Source organism: Paenarthrobacter sp. RAF54_2, assembly GCF_052113945.1.
In the GTDB taxonomy this organism is placed as follows: Bacteria; Actinomycetota; Actinomycetes; order Actinomycetales; family Micrococcaceae; genus Arthrobacter.
Genome location: NZ_JBFRDV010000023.1, coordinates 63,318 through 76,869, shown reverse-complemented (window position 1 = coordinate 76,869; position 13,552 = coordinate 63,318). Strand labels below are relative to the sequence as shown.

Below are 13,552 nucleotides of genomic sequence, written 5' to 3'. Positions count from 1 at the left end.
GCCCGGTCCCATTCCGAACCCGGAAGCTAAGACCCACAGCGCCGATGGTACTGCACCCGGGAGGGTGTGGGAGAGTAGGACACCGCCGGACAATCATTAACAGGGAAAGCCCCGACCACGACGGTCGGGGCTTCCCCCATTTAACCAACGATTAAAGCCGCTAGAGTCGCAGGATGACCCTTACCCGAATCTTGGATGTCCCGTCTGGGAACGCCGTGAACGGGAAAGTCCACCTTCGGACTTTGTCCTTGTCCGACGTCGGGCCCTTGGCGGCCGCGTATACCCGGAACGCAGAGCACCTCGCGCCCTGGGAACCACGGCGCAGCGAGGCGTTCTATACCAAGGCCGGGCAAGAGGCCGTTGTTCGGAGCAAACTGAACCAATATGCCGCAGGCACGGAAGTGCCGTGGGTAGTTCTCCATGACGGGGATGTCATTGGCCTGATTACTTTGACGGGCATAGTCCGCGGACCGTTCCTGAACGCCAATCTGGGCTATTGGGTCGACCAAGCGTTCACCGGCAATGGCATTGCCACTTCCTCGGTGCAGGCGGCTCTCTCCATGGCGGGTGACGAACTGGGGCTCCATCGTATCCAAGCCGCCACCTTGGTGCACAACGCAGCCTCGCAGGCGGTCCTTAAGCGATCCGGCTTCGAGCGTATCGGTCTGGCGCCCTCGTATCTCCACATAGCAGGCAAGTGGCAGGCCCACGTTTTGTATCAACGTATTCTCTTCTAATCGACGGCGGTCGAACGCTCTGAAGCCACTATGGCTAGCGGCGTGCTACTCCCGGCGGTGGCTGTCGGCGTCGTGATTTCCTACGTGTGGTTGGGGGCCTGTTTAACGCCGTAGGGTACGCCATGCGCGGTCCACACCCCCAAAAACCCTGAAAAACCGGTGATTTTGGTCAAAAAAGCGCGGAAACACGCGGAATTTGCTGGCCATGGCGGTGCAAGCTGGTAAGTTTTCGAGCAGTGGCTTGCTCGCATTCCGCTTGAAAGCTCAAAAAACGTATTAGTCCAGGAGGACGTAAATGGCTAAGAACCGTAGTGAACTCGTTGCAGAGGTAGCAGGCAAGGCTGGCACGAGCCAGGCAGCCGTCAACTCCGTGCTCGATGCACTGTTCGAAGTTTTCGAGACTTCTGTCGCCGCTGGCGAGAAGATCACCATCCCGGGCTGGCTCGCAGTTGAGCGCACCGACCGTGCAGCACGCACCGGCCGCAACCCGCAGACGGGCGAAACCATCCAGATCGCCGCTGGCCACAGCGTTAAGCTGACCGCAGGCTCTAAGCTGAAGGCTGCTGTCGCCAAGAAGAAGTAATTCCACTTCGGCGAACGCCTGAAGGGGCGGCAACCAACTGGTTGCCGCCCCTTTTGCCGTTAAACAATCACTTGTCCCGCACACCAAGGCGGCATCCGCTCGCCCGTGGCCACTTCTCCTCCCCAAACGGTTCCCGATTCGCAGCCCAGCCAGACGTAACGGACAATGGATAGGTGCCATCAGCAAGAAGCTCCGCAACTGCCCCATCGCCTGTTCCCAAGCCGGGAGCGCGGGGAGGCAATGCCGTCACGGGCATTTCCCTTCCATGGCAGCTTGCTGGACTGGCGGTGCTCTTCCTGACTTTGGCTGGGGCCCTCATCTTCTCCGGGGCTTCTGCTGCCCGCCAGGTCTCAGACCCCGGAGCACTGGTCCGGTGGGGCTTGCCCTTCGCGAAAGCTGTCCACAACGTTTCCATAGCCACAGTTATTGGTGGCCTGATCTTCGCAGTTGGAATCCTGCCCAAGAACCTTAGAGCGTCGCGATCCCGTGAAAAGGATCTGGAGGCTCCGGAACATCCGGCTTTTACACGCGCCCTTGCCGTTGCTGCTGCGGCGGGCGCCGCTTGGACGCTGTCCGCTGTAGCGGTCCTGGTACTGACCTACGCGGATGTTGCGGGTCAGGGACTCTCCGGTGACGCCGAATTCACCCGCTCGCTGGTGTACTTCATGACGGACATTGAGACGGGCAAGGCCTGGCTGTCCATCACCATCATCGCCGCTGTAGTCACCACAGCGCTCTTCGGCGTCCGGTCGCTGACTGGCCTCGCCTTTACGCTGCTGCTTGCCTTGATCGGGCTCATTCCGCCAGCTCTGATCGGCCACTCCTCCAGCTCCAGTGATCATGAAGGCGCCATCAACTCGCTGGGCCTTCACCTGGTTGGTGTCTCCGTGTGGGTGGGAGGCATCATCATGCTCGCTGTCCTTTCCGGATTACTCGCTGGTTCGAGGAGCCATGGAACCAGCGACGTCACTGAGTCGACGCTTCGACGGTTTTCGGCCCTGGCAGGCTTTGCTTTCGTCCTGGTGTTTGCGTCCGGTGTGATAAACGCAGCCATCCGCGTGACGAACCTGGGCGATCTGTTCGGCTCGGCCTATGGCCAGATCATCCTTGCCAAGGCACTTGCCACCCTGGTGCTGGGTGGCATTGGTTTCATGCATCGTCAGTGGGTCATACCTCAGTTGGGGAAGAGCGGTTCGATGTCTGCCCGCCGCGTGCTGTGGCAGTTGATTCTGGTTGAGCTGCTGGTGATGGGCGCGACGTCGGGCCTCGCCGTGGCGCTGGGGCGCTCGGCCCCGCCACAGCCCACTACATACGCACCGGACGCCTCGCCGGCGTTCATCCTGTCCGGCTATGAGATTCCGCCTGAACTTACGCCAGAGCGCTGGCTTACGGAATGGCGTTTTGACTGGCTGTGGGTGGGAGTCGCCTTATTCGGGGCCGTGTCCTACATCCTCGGGATCATCAAGATTCGCAAGCGCGGGGATAGCTGGTCCTGGTTCAAGACGGTGAACTGGATGATTGGACTGGTGATTCTCACCTACATCACCTCGGGTCCGCCAGCGGTTTATGGCCGCGTTCTGTTTTCTGCCCACATGGTGGATCACATGGCCCTGACCATGGTGGCACCAATCTTCCTGGTGTTGGGTTCGCCCGTGACCCTTGCACTGCGTGCGCTCCCTTCCCGAGGCGAAGGCGCCCACGGTTCGCGGGGGCTTAGGGAGTGGCTGCTCCTGTTCGTCCATTCCCGGTTCTCGCAGGTGGTGACTCATCCGCTGTTCGCGGCTGCGAACTTCGCGGGATCCATCGTGCTGTTCTACTACTCAGACCTTTTCGGACTGGCGATGCGTGAGCACGTCGGGCATGAGCTCATGAATCTGCACTTCCTGCTGACCGGCTACATTTTTGTGCTCAGCATGATCGGCAGTGATCCTTTGCCGCGCCGGGCGCCGTACCCCATGCGCCTGCTGCTCCTGCTCGCAACCATGGGGTTCCACGCGTTCTTTGGCGTGGCCATCATGGGCGGTACTGGCCTGCTGGCTGCTGACTACTTCGGCAACCTGGGCCGGACCTGGGGTGCCTCGGCCATCGCAGACCAGCAAATGGGAGGCGCTGTAGCTTGGGGCATTGGCGAAGTTCCCACCTTGCTGGTGGCAATCGGCGTAGCCGTGATGTGGTCGCGCTCGGACGAGCGGGAGACCCGACGGGTGGATCGCGCGGCCGACAGGAATAACGACGCCGATCTCAGTGCTTATAACGATATGTTTGCCCGGCTCGCTGACCGCGACGCCAAATTGGCTGGCCGCCCAGCCTCAGCCACCCCKACTGCCCTGACCACCCCAACGGCCCAGACTCCAACCGACAACGCAGCCCCAACCGACAGCCCCTCATCAGGACACACAACAGACAGCGTTGAGCGGGCAAGCAGCAAGACCGAACGAAACACGAAGCTGGAAGGACGCTGATGAGCGAAACCGTACGCACCCAACTCCGGGTCCGGGCCTCCGAACTGGAGGGCCGCGGCTGGCTCAACACGGGCGGCAAGTCCCTTGACTTGGAATCCCTGCGCGGCAAAATCGTGCTGCTGGACTTCTGGACGTTCTGCTGCATCAACTGCCTGCATGTCCTCGACGAACTCAGGCCCCTCGAGGAAAAGTACTCTGACGTCCTGGTGACAGTCGGCGTACATTCGCCCAAGTTCGAGCACGAAGCTGATCCTGTTGCTCTTGCAGCTGCTGTGGAACGTTACGAGATCCATCACCCGGTCCTGGATGACCCTGAGCTGGCCACGTGGAAGGCGTACACAGCCCGTGCTTGGCCCACGCTGGTTGTTGTGGATCCGGAGGGTTACATCGTGGCGCATCTTTCCGGGGAAGGCCACGCAGACGGCCTCGCTGTGCTGCTTGAAGAGCTTGTGGCCGAGCATGAAGCAAAGGGGACCCTTCACCGGGGCAACGGTCCGTACGTCGCTCCTGTGCCGACGTCGGGCACTTTGCGCTTCCCGGGCAAAACGACCCAGTTGGCCAACGGCAATTACCTCGTCGTCGACTCCGGTCACCACCGCCTGGTGGAGCTCCACCCGGACCTGAAAACCGTTGAGCGGGTTATTGGCTCCGGGAGCAAGGGCTACGCGGACGGCCAGACGGACACGGCCCAGTTCAACGAGCCGCAAGGCATAGCTGTTCTTCCGGCGGAACTCGCTTCCACGCTCGGTTATGACGCCGTGGTCGCAGATACCGTTAACCACCGCCTTCGGGGTGTGACGTTGAGTTCAGGGCATGTCCGGACTGTTGCCGGCAACGGTGTGCAGCGCTTGCTCGATGCCGGCCCTGCCCGTGTAACCGAGACGGGCGCGGGTGCCTGGTCCGAACACCACGACGGCGGTCCGGCTGACTTTGCTGCCGACGCAATCGACGTCGGGGTGCTTGGCCTCGGGACGGAGGTCTCCTTGTCCTCGCCGTGGGATGTGGTGTGGAGCGCGAAGCTGCAGCGTGTTGTCATCGCGATGGCGGGAACCCACCAGATCTTTGCGTTCGATCCCGTGACCAACCAGGTTTCCATCCTGGCGGGCTCGGGCCTGGAGGGACTGTTGGACGGCGCCGGGGAGGATGCCTGGTTCGCGCAGTCGTCCGGCCTGGCCATTGATGCCGATGAGAACATCTGGGTGGCCGACTCGGAGACTTCCTCTCTGCGACGTTTGGTGCTCGGCGAAACCGGCGTGACAGTGGAGACAGCCGTCGGCCAAGGCCTGTTCGACTTCGGATTCCGTGACGGCGACGCCAGCGAGGCACGCCTGCAGCACCCCTTGGGGGTCACGGTACTGCCCGATGGTTCCGTAGCGATCGCCGATACTTACAACGGTGCCGTTCGCCGGTACGATCCCGCGACGAAGACCGTGTCAACGTTGGCGCGTGGCCTGGCCGAGCCGAGTGACGTCGTCGTGGTTAACCACGGCAACAGTGAGCCGCTGCTGGTGGTGGTTGAATCAAACAAGCATCAACTGGTTTTGGTACCGATTCCCAAGGAAGCCCAGCAGGTGGATGAGGGCGCGTCACAGACGCACCGTCCCAAGAGCCCCGTGACACCTGGAATCCTGGAGCTTGCTGTTCGCTTCAAGGCCCCCACCGGGCAGAAGCTTGATGACCGCTGGGGCGACCCCACGCAGATGAAGGTCTCTTCCACTCCGCCTGAACTGCTGGTCTCCGGGGGCGGGACGTCCGTGGGCTTGTTGCGCACCATCGAATTGTCGCCCGATGTGCCAGAGGGCATCCTTCACATCACTGCCCGTGCGGCCGCCTGTGACGGACCTGAAACCGCGGACGGAGAGATTCCGGACCACGCGGCCTGCCACCTGTACCAGCAGGATTGGGGCATCCCAGTTATTCTGCAGGCTGACGGTGAATCAGAGCTGGTGCTCGATCTCCGCGGCATGGACTAAGCCTGCTGAACTGGCCCGGGTTTGACCCTTGAGGGGGAGGACCCGGGCCTTCTTCATACCCCCAGCCTCACCCGAACTGGGCTAGGCGGGCCCGTGAAGTCCTTGCAAAAGTTGATCGTGGGGCGGGTTCCTYGATCGAAACCTTGGCGCGTGTCCTGTTCAGGGATGTTGGGATAAGGTGGGCCAGTGCGGCGGCGGGGCCTAGAAAGTCAGCATCGGGGTCACGGTCACGGTGTTGTTGTCAGTGTCCAGCTGGGTGGTGAAGCTGAAATCGTGCTCGACGTTGAGGTCGTTGACCAGGCCGGTGAACAAATTGATCTCGCGGGCGGAAACCCTTGCCTTGCCGTTGAGCGGTGCTACAACCCATTTGCCGCCGAAGGGCTCGATGGTGATCTTGGGGTACTCGGTAATCTCCCACTTGATGGTTCCGTCCACAACTCGTGCATTGCTGGCGTGGTAGAACGGGCAATCAGGTTGGAGTCGTTGCTGCTCGGTGGCTTGGGCGGCACAGGTGTCCAGGAACTCCCGGACTTTACCGGCAACGGCTTCGTTCAAAGCCTTGGTTGACCGGGTCTGCAGGTTCAGGGGTGCCTGGCCACCGTCGCGGTTTGAAACGAGGGCCGAGGCAGCAGGAGCTTCGAAGTAGGTGCCGTTCAGGCTGGCTTCGTATTTGCCGGGGTAGAACACGGCAAAAGTGTTGTGACCATTGGGCATGTTGACGGGGACGCCGTTGAGCGCTGCCTCATTGGAGTTCACGACGGTGACCTCAAGAGTGGGAAGCGTAGTGGGAACGAAAGCCCATTTGCCAAAGAACAACCATTGCGTCCCGGTGCGCTCCATCAGGAATTCGGTGTGGAGACGGTTACCGTCCAAGGTGTAATCCACGGGAACGGCAACACGGTTGCTGCCCCTGGACTGGGCGTTTCCGAGTTTGATGTCGGACAGTTTGGAGGCAGCAGTTTGCAGGGCGGTGCCATCCAGCATGGCGGCATTTGCACTGGGAACTTTTGCCCGCAACAGACCCAGGGCTTGCTCGCCTTCGCCCTTCTGCAAGGCTTCCAAATACTCCCGGACAGGCTGTTGCGGACTGGCCACGGAGGAGCTCACCAAGTTGATGCAGACGATGGCTCCGGCCGCAGCAAGCATCAGACCGAGCAGCCATCCGGCTGCGGTCCTGACTATCGCTTGGCTCAACTGCACGCCCTTTACGTTACCTGCCACGGCGGCGATAGCTGTGCAGGAGGGCATCAGCGTGACCTGCGAAGACCCTTCCCAGAGGGCCCGACGCCGGGTGGCAGCGAGCTTTTGCGGCCGCCCGGCGTCGGGCTTTTGACAGCCAAAACGGCTACCGGCGGCGCCGCGAGGAGGTACCGAAAACGCCGCGCATGAGGTCGCGCCCAAGCTGCGTCCCCATGGAACGGACCATGCTCTTCAGACCGCCGCCCAAGGCTCCGCCAAGGGCCCCGGCGAGATCGCCGAACATGCCATTATCCTGCTGGGATGACTGCTGGGGCACTGGTGCCGGTGCCGGAGCCGGCTCCGGAAACGAGGAGGACCCCGGCAGCGAGGAGGGCGAAGGCGCCGGCCGGGAACTCGGGCGGCCGAGGATCTCTTCCTCGATGCGCCGCGCTTCGGCGTCGATGTCGTAGGAGGTACCCCCGGAAGCGCCAGAACCTGAAGCGCTGGCCGGAACCGGTGGCAGCCCCGGTGCGGCGTCGCCGGTGGAGGGTGCAGCGTTGCCATGGAGTTTCTCGTAGGCGGACACGTTGTCTACAGCCGTCCCGTACTTGACCAGAAGGGAGGACGAAGCGACAGTGCTGCGGATCAGGTCATCGGCGCTCGGGCCCATCACGGATTCGGGGGCACGCAGCCGGGTGAGCGCAACAGGTGTAGGGGCACCTTTTTCGTTCATAACCGTGATGACGGCCTCGCCGATACCTGCGGAGGTGAGTGTCTCTTCAAGGTCGTAATCGCTGACGGGGAACGTGGAGACCGTGGCTTTGAGGGCCTTTGCGTCCTCCGGGGTGAACGCGCGCAAGGCGTGCTGCACGCGGTTGGCGAGTTGGCCCAGGACATCGGCGGGGACGTCCTTGGGTGTCTGGGTAACGAAGAAAATGCCGACACCTTTGGAACGGATGAGCCGGACCGTGGTGGTGATGGCCTCGAGGAAGGCCTTTGAGGCGTCGTTGAAGAGAAGGTGGGCCTCGTCCAGGAAGAACACCAGCTTGGGTTTGTCGAGGTCGCCGGCTTCGGGGAGGTCTTCGAAAAGGTCGGCGAGGAGCCACATAAGGAACGTCGAGAACAGCAAGGGCTTGGTCTGCAGCGTGGGCAGCTCAAGGCAGCTGATCACGCCCCGGCCGTCGGGGGCGGTGCGGAGGAGCTCGGCGGTATCGAACTCCGGTTCGCCGAAGAACTTCTCCATGCCCTGCGCCTCAAGGGTGACGAGTTCCCGCAGGATGACGCCGGCTGTGGCTTTGGAGAGCCCGCCAAGATCCTCCAGCTGTTCCTTGCCCTCGTCCGAGGTGAGGAACTGGATCACGGCCCGGAGGTCTTTGAGGTCGATCAGTTCCAACTTGTTCTTGTCCGCAAAATGGAAGATCAGTTGGAGGCTGGATTCCTGGGTGTCGTTGAGGTCCATGATGCGCGAGAGCAGGATGGGCCCGAACGAGGTGATGGTGGCGCGGATCGGGATTCCATTGCCGTCACCGCCCAGGCTGAGGAACTCCACCGGAAAATTCTTTCCCTGCCACTGCTGACCGAGGGCTTCCGTTCGTGCRCTCAACTTTTCACTGCCCGTTGCCGCCGTGGCCAGTCCGGAAAGATCTCCCTTGATGTCCGCGAGGAAAACCGGAACACCCGCCGTCGACAACTGTTCGGCAATCATGTGCAGCGTGACCGTTTTGCCAGTACCGGTGGCGCCCGCAACCAGGCCGTGGCGGTTCATCATGGCCAAGGGGAGCCGGACCTGGGCCTCCTTGTGGATTTCACCATCCACGATCGCCGCACCCAGCTCGATGGTGGCACCTTCCAGGGCGTACCCCTGCTGGATGGTGGAAAGTTTTTCAGCAGTTGTTGCGATGGGTTTGTTGGCCATGCGCATAGCTTAGCCGGGCAAGGTAGCTTAGCCGGGCAGGACGAGATCCTTGCTGAAGGCCAAATGCTTGATGTCCTCAGGGTCTGCAGCCAGATCGAAGAGCGCTTTATAGCCCGTGGCAAGGTACAGATTCCTGGCCTCAGGCTGGCGTGGACCGGTGGTGAGGTAGAGCTTCCTGTAGCCCCGGCGTCGTGCTTCATTCTCCAACTCCACCAGCACCTTCCGTGCCAGGCCGCGACGACGATGCGCAGAGTGGGTCCATATCCTCTTGAGCTCCGCGGTGTGCTCGTCGTAACGCCGGAACGCGCCGCCAGCCACGGATTCGCCGTTTTCCTGGATGATAATCAGTGCTCCGTGGGGCGCGGCGAATTCCTCGGCCGGGTACCTGTTCAGTTCCTCCGCAGCACCCCCGGTGCCGAAGAGTGTCCCGTAGCGCGTGTCATATTCGACGGCGAGTTCGTCCAGGAGCGGGCGGACGCGGGGATCGCGCATGGGCAGGCTGAGGACGGAAAGGCCCGACGTCGGCAGGGTTGGCGTTGTGGTCATGTCAGGCCTTTCGTAGATGGAGCCCAAGTAAGTAGCAATTAAGCGCGTTTTGGGCGGTCAGAACGCGCTTAACTGCGACTCAGTTGGGCGGGCAGCAGCAACGGTCGTCAGGATCTGCCGGGCCAGGGCATCGTTCTCCCGGAAAGGTGCCGCATTGGTATTGGGGCGGGCAAACGCTCCCGCGCCCCAACCGGACGTCCACGGTCCCACTGCAAACAGACCCTTCTGAGGAGTACCAACAGGAGACAGGACCTGGTGATTCCCGGAGACCAGGAGTTTGCCCGTGGAGTGTGGACCCTCCGAGGTGAGCAGCCTCTGCTCGGTGCCCCATCCGGCGTCGTGCAGGTCCGCCAAAGCGGGATTCGCCGAACGTTCCACGGACGCCGAGGGCAACCGTGCCTCGATGTACGCGGACGCGTCCACCACGACCGGTGACTGGAATGAGCCAGCCACAAACCGGCCCGTTGATTCGTCCGTGCGAACCCACATTCCGGGTCCCAGGAACTTCAGGAACCCTGCGCGGTGCAGCGCGAGCATCTCACGAAGACGGTGTGACGGCGGCCCGGAATCCACGAAGCTGAAGAAGCCGTGCCACCAGCCGTGGATCGCTTGTTGGGACCGTGCATTGAGCCGCTCCTGCGGGACCAGCCGGCCAAGGTCCATGTAGACAAACAGCAACGCGGTGAAGAGCGCGAGCGTTTCGGAATGGTTCGGGCTGGTTCGGAGGGCGAGATCGTGTTGGATGTACGCGGCCACCGAACGCTGCACGGCCTCGTGGTCCTCGAACGCGCAACCGCTCAGGGGGTGGTCCAGGGCCTCCAGGTCCAGCCGAAGTGCGGCATCAGGGATGGAGAAAGCAACCAGCTCTTCCCGGGCGCGGCTGTACCAATCGACTGCATCGAACCGGGCCTCGAATTCCTCCCAGCTGCCTGACACACGCGCTGGGTAGCCGGTGAAGAGCTCCCGATAGTAGGCATAGCCGGCGTCCTTGGCGATCAACGGCCACAGCTGTGAGCGGAAGTCCAGTTCCTGATGGGCAGCCAGCAACGCATCAACTGCCTCGGCGGTGAAGTACCGCGGCCGGCTGATCGGCTCGCCGCGCACAACGGAGGAAATCTTGGAGTGGTAGGGCACGCCGCGTCGTGAACCTACCCAGAGGCTCGGTTCGCCGCCGGAGGGCACGTACTTAAGGTCGCCGTCGGCTACTTCCTCAAAGCGCCCGCCGCGGCCCTCGAACAGCAGCACCAGCAAATCCACGAACCCGAGCCCCATGCCGGATACGATCACGTCCTGGCCGGCTTTGATGCCCGAGTAGTCCACGTCCGTTGTGTACGACGGCGGCGCATGGAACCCGCCGTGGCGGGCAGCGAAATCGCTGAGGCGGGCGGACTCGTCGTCCGGCAACGAATCGGTATGGCCCAAGGCGTAAACCACGACGTCGGCCAGCACCTCCGCCCCGGAAGCCAACCGCACGCGGTGCGCGCCGTCGTCGGACCCGGCCGAAGTAAGCGCGGAAGCGGCGACGGGCGTGATCGCGGTAGCCGTATCCCTGTGAACCGTCACGGTGACGTCGGGCCCCAGTGCCGCGACTGACCGGCGGAAGAACCATTCGAGGTATTTGCTCTGGAGCTGCCGGGTGGGAAATGAAGACGGTGTGAGGGACTGGAGTTGCGCCAACAAGTGCGGCTCCAGCGCGGGGACATCGCGGATGCTCCCATCCAGCACACCTGCTGCCCAGGTGGCCAGGCCGGGGCCGTCAACGGGAGGACCGTCGCACGCCACGGACGCGTCGGTGAACATGGTGACGTCCGCAGCGGTGGAGTTCAGCAGCAGGCCCGGGCTCTGGTCATAGCGCCAGATCCTCCCGGAGCCCGGCTCGTACGGCTCCACAATGTGAATGTGCAGCGGCCCATCGAATAATCCGGGCCGGCTCGCTGCCAGCCTTTCCAGCACGCCGGCCGTGCGCGGGCCGCCGCCGATGAAGGCGATGGCGGGAACTGGTGACGGCATGGAGTCTCCTGAAAATACATCGGGTGGTGCAGCCCAATCTAGGGAGGCGATGCCGCCCCGGTCGAGGAGCTGGTAACGGCCGTTCACTGCGCGTCATCCAGCGTTAACGGGCGCAAAATTCGGACTCATATGGCGTTGCGTGAAGTCCCGTGAACCCGCGCTAAGTCCAGTGAAGAAGTGCAAATTTCCGCCTTGCTGGCTGTCCTGTGCGCACCTAGATTGGCAGCCATCCGATAGTCAACAACCGATCTGAAAAGAGGTGGCGCATGAGTGCGATCGCACCGCCTGCCACGGCAGAAACTGCACCAGCCACCACGGATTACTCCGACTACAAACTGGTCCCTGCCCGGCACCCGTGGCGATGGGTGGGTACTGTCCTGGTGGCTGCGGGCGTCGCAGCCATTGTGTGGTCGCTTGTCACAAACCCGCGTTGGGAGTGGGGAGTGGTGGCGCAGTGGTTCACGGCCCAGTCCGTGGTGAATGGCCTGGTAGAGACGCTCAAGCTCACGGCGATCTCCGGAGTGTTGGGATTCGTCCTGGGATTCATCCTTGCCCTCATGCGCTTGTCCGCGTCGCCGCTGCTGGTCTCGGTTTCCTGGACGTTCTCCTGGATCTTCCGTTCCACGCCCCTGCTGGTCCAACTGCTCCTTTGGTACAACCTTGGCTACCTCTACGAGAAGATCAGCCTGGGCATCCCCTTCACGGATGTCCGCTTCTTCGAAGCCCAGACCACCACGCTGATCAGCCAGTTCGCTGCAGCGGTGCTGGGCCTGACCCTCAACCAGGCCGCCTACTCCGCAGAGATCATTCGTGGCGGCATCCTCTCGGTGGACCAAGGCCAACTCGAGGCAGCTTCCGCACTGGGCATTCCCGCTTGGAAACGCTCCACACGGATCGTGTTGCCACAGGCCATGCGCGCCATCCTGCCCAACGCTTTCAACGAGATCATCGGCCTGGTCAAGGGCACCTCGATCGTCTACGTCCTGGCGTACTCGGAGCTCTTCTACACAGTCCAGGTCATTTACAACCGGACCCAGCAGGTGCTGCCGCTGCTGCTGGTCGCAACACTCTGGTACGTCGTCATCACGTCCGTGCTGAGTGTCTTCCAGTACTACATCGAACGGCACTTCTCCAAGGGTGCCTTGCGGAACCTGCCTCTCACTCCATTGCAGAAGGCCCGCAGGTTCTTCGCCACCCACGTTGCAGTCTCACAGACCAAGGAAAGCCGATGAGCATCCTCGCCGCGCGCAAAGAAACCACGACGGCGGCCCAGGCTGCCGACGAAACCTCGGCTGACGCCCCGGCTGGAGATTCGGCCAGCCCGACGTCGGCACAGCCCACCTTGAGGGACAACACCACCACCCGCGGACAGGTGGATATCACCAATGTCCGAAAGTTCTTCGGCACTACCGAAGTCCTCAAGGGTCTCTCCTTGTCCGTGCCACCGGGCGGTGTCGCGGTGATCGTGGGCCCCTCCGGCTCCGGAAAGTCCACACTGCTGCGCACCATCAACCACCTGGAGAAGGTGGACGGCGGCTTCATCACCATCGACAACGAGCTGGTGGGCTACCACGTCCGCGGGAACAAGCTCCACGAACTGCGTGAGAAGGACATCCTCAAGCAGCGCACCAACATCGGCATGGTCTTCCAGAGCTTCAACCTTTTCCCGCACCTCACCGCCCTGGAAAACGTCATCGAGGCGCCAATGGTCGCCCAAAAGCGATCCAAGACTGAAGCCAGGAAGCGTGGCCTGGAACTCCTGGAGCGGGTGGGCCTGAAGGACCGGGCCGACGCCTACCCAAGGCAGCTCTCCGGGGGTCAGCAACAGCGGGTCGCGATTGCGCGGGCACTGGCGCTGGACCCCAAGATCCTGCTCTTCGACGAGCCCACCTCAGCGTTGGACCCCGAACTGGTCAACGAGGTTTTGGACGTCATCCGCGAACTCGCCAAGTCAGGGACCACGTTGATCATCGTGACCCACGAGATGGGTTTTGCCAGGGACGTCGCGGACACCGTGGTGTTCATGGACCAAGGCCAGATCGTTGAGTCCGGCACGCCCCAGGAAATCTTCGGCAACCCCCGTGAAGAACGCACCCGAAGTTTCTTCTCCAAGGTCATCGAACCGGCTTTCAACATCTAGGAAGAAG

Annotated in this window: 10 protein-coding genes and 1 rRNA gene; 7 read left to right on the top strand and 4 right to left on the bottom strand. The window is 62.3% G+C overall.

Annotation, left to right across the window (positions count from 1 at the left end; translation table 11 throughout):
* The 5 genes from rrf to AB4Y87_RS20520 all read left to right on the top strand — a co-directional run.
* A 5S ribosomal RNA gene (rrf, locus tag AB4Y87_RS20540) occupies positions 1 to 91 on the top strand; the annotation flags it as partial.
* An 82-nt stretch (positions 92 to 173) separates the two neighbouring features.
* Entirely contained in the window at positions 174 to 737 is a 564-nt protein-coding gene (locus AB4Y87_RS20535) for a GNAT family N-acetyltransferase (protein ID WP_442006127.1), read from the top strand.
* Between the two features lie 295 nt (positions 738 to 1,032).
* On the top strand, positions 1,033 to 1,320 hold the full coding sequence (locus tag AB4Y87_RS20530; RefSeq protein WP_011776355.1) for an HU family DNA-binding protein: 288 nt from the start codon (positions 1,033 to 1,035) through the stop codon (positions 1,318 to 1,320).
* Between the two features lie 173 nt (positions 1,321 to 1,493).
* Positions 1,494 to 3,782: a cytochrome c oxidase assembly protein gene (locus AB4Y87_RS20525; RefSeq protein WP_442006126.1), complete on the top strand. Its 2,289-nt coding sequence runs from the start codon at positions 1,494 to 1,496 to the stop codon at positions 3,780 to 3,782.
* Positions 3,782 to 5,755, top strand: a complete 1,974-nt coding sequence (locus tag AB4Y87_RS20520; RefSeq protein WP_442006125.1) for an NHL domain-containing thioredoxin family protein — start codon at positions 3,782 to 3,784, stop codon at positions 5,753 to 5,755. Before AB4Y87_RS20525 ends, AB4Y87_RS20520 begins: the two co-directional genes overlap by 1 nt.
* Before the next feature lie 201 nt (positions 5,756 to 5,956).
* Here AB4Y87_RS20520 and AB4Y87_RS20515 read toward each other — a convergent pair whose 3' ends face one another.
* The 4 genes from AB4Y87_RS20515 to AB4Y87_RS20500 form a co-directional block, all read right to left on the bottom strand.
* On the bottom strand, positions 5,957 to 7,003 hold the full coding sequence (locus AB4Y87_RS20515; RefSeq protein ID WP_442006124.1) for a hypothetical protein: 1,047 nt from the start codon (positions 7,001 to 7,003) through the stop codon (positions 5,957 to 5,959).
* A 97-nt stretch (positions 7,004 to 7,100) separates the two neighbouring features.
* The gene (locus AB4Y87_RS20510) at positions 7,101 to 8,855 is read right to left on the bottom strand and encodes a helicase HerA-like domain-containing protein (RefSeq protein WP_442006123.1); all 1,755 of its coding nucleotides are present in this window, start codon (positions 8,853 to 8,855) and stop codon (positions 7,101 to 7,103) included.
* Positions 8,856 to 8,876: 21 nt separating this feature from the next.
* Complete coding sequence (locus tag AB4Y87_RS20505) at positions 8,877 to 9,395, bottom strand: GNAT family N-acetyltransferase (RefSeq protein ID WP_442006122.1); 519 nt, start codon at positions 9,393 to 9,395, stop codon at positions 8,877 to 8,879.
* A 57-nt stretch (positions 9,396 to 9,452) separates the two neighbouring features.
* Positions 9,453 to 11,405, bottom strand: a complete 1,953-nt coding sequence (locus AB4Y87_RS20500) for an FAD/NAD(P)-binding protein (protein ID WP_442006121.1) — start codon at positions 11,403 to 11,405, stop codon at positions 9,453 to 9,455.
* 266 nt (positions 11,406 to 11,671) lie between these two features.
* Between AB4Y87_RS20500 and AB4Y87_RS20495 the strand changes: the two genes are divergently transcribed.
* Both AB4Y87_RS20495 and AB4Y87_RS20490 read left to right on the top strand, forming a co-directional pair.
* Positions 11,672 to 12,637, top strand: a complete 966-nt coding sequence (locus AB4Y87_RS20495; RefSeq protein ID WP_442006120.1) for an amino acid ABC transporter permease — start codon at positions 11,672 to 11,674, stop codon at positions 12,635 to 12,637.
* Positions 12,634 to 13,545 (top strand): amino acid ABC transporter ATP-binding protein, encoded by a 912-nt coding sequence (locus tag AB4Y87_RS20490; protein ID WP_442006119.1) that lies wholly within the window; start codon positions 12,634 to 12,636, stop codon positions 13,543 to 13,545. The genes AB4Y87_RS20495 and AB4Y87_RS20490 overlap by 4 nt, the downstream gene beginning before the upstream one ends.
* Positions 13,546 to 13,552: the final 7 nt, after the last annotated feature.

What these genes read in the sequence shown, in the direction of transcription:
- AB4Y87_RS20535 (WP_442006127.1), top strand. Translation starts at nt 174, where the DNA reads ATGACCCTTACCCGAATCTTGGATGTCCCGTCTGGGAACGCCGTGAAC.
- AB4Y87_RS20530 (WP_011776355.1), top strand. Translation starts at nt 1,033, where the DNA reads ATGGCTAAGAACCGTAGTGAACTCGTTGCAGAGGTAGCAGGCAAGGCT.
- AB4Y87_RS20520 (WP_442006125.1), top strand. Translation starts at nt 3,782, where the DNA reads ATGAGCGAAACCGTACGCACCCAACTCCGGGTCCGGGCCTCCGAACTG.
- AB4Y87_RS20515 (WP_442006124.1), bottom strand. Translation starts at nt 7,003, where the DNA reads ATGCCCTCCTGCACAGCTATCGCCGCCGTGGCAGGTAACGTAAAGGGC.
- AB4Y87_RS20505 (WP_442006122.1), bottom strand. Translation starts at nt 9,395, where the DNA reads ATGACCACAACGCCAACCCTGCCGACGTCGGGCCTTTCCGTCCTCAGC.
- AB4Y87_RS20500 (WP_442006121.1), bottom strand. Translation starts at nt 11,405, where the DNA reads ATGCCGTCACCAGTTCCCGCCATCGCCTTCATCGGCGGCGGCCCGCGC.
- AB4Y87_RS20495 (WP_442006120.1), top strand. Translation starts at nt 11,672, where the DNA reads ATGAGTGCGATCGCACCGCCTGCCACGGCAGAAACTGCACCAGCCACC.
- AB4Y87_RS20490 (WP_442006119.1), top strand. Translation starts at nt 12,634, where the DNA reads ATGAGCATCCTCGCCGCGCGCAAAGAAACCACGACGGCGGCCCAGGCT.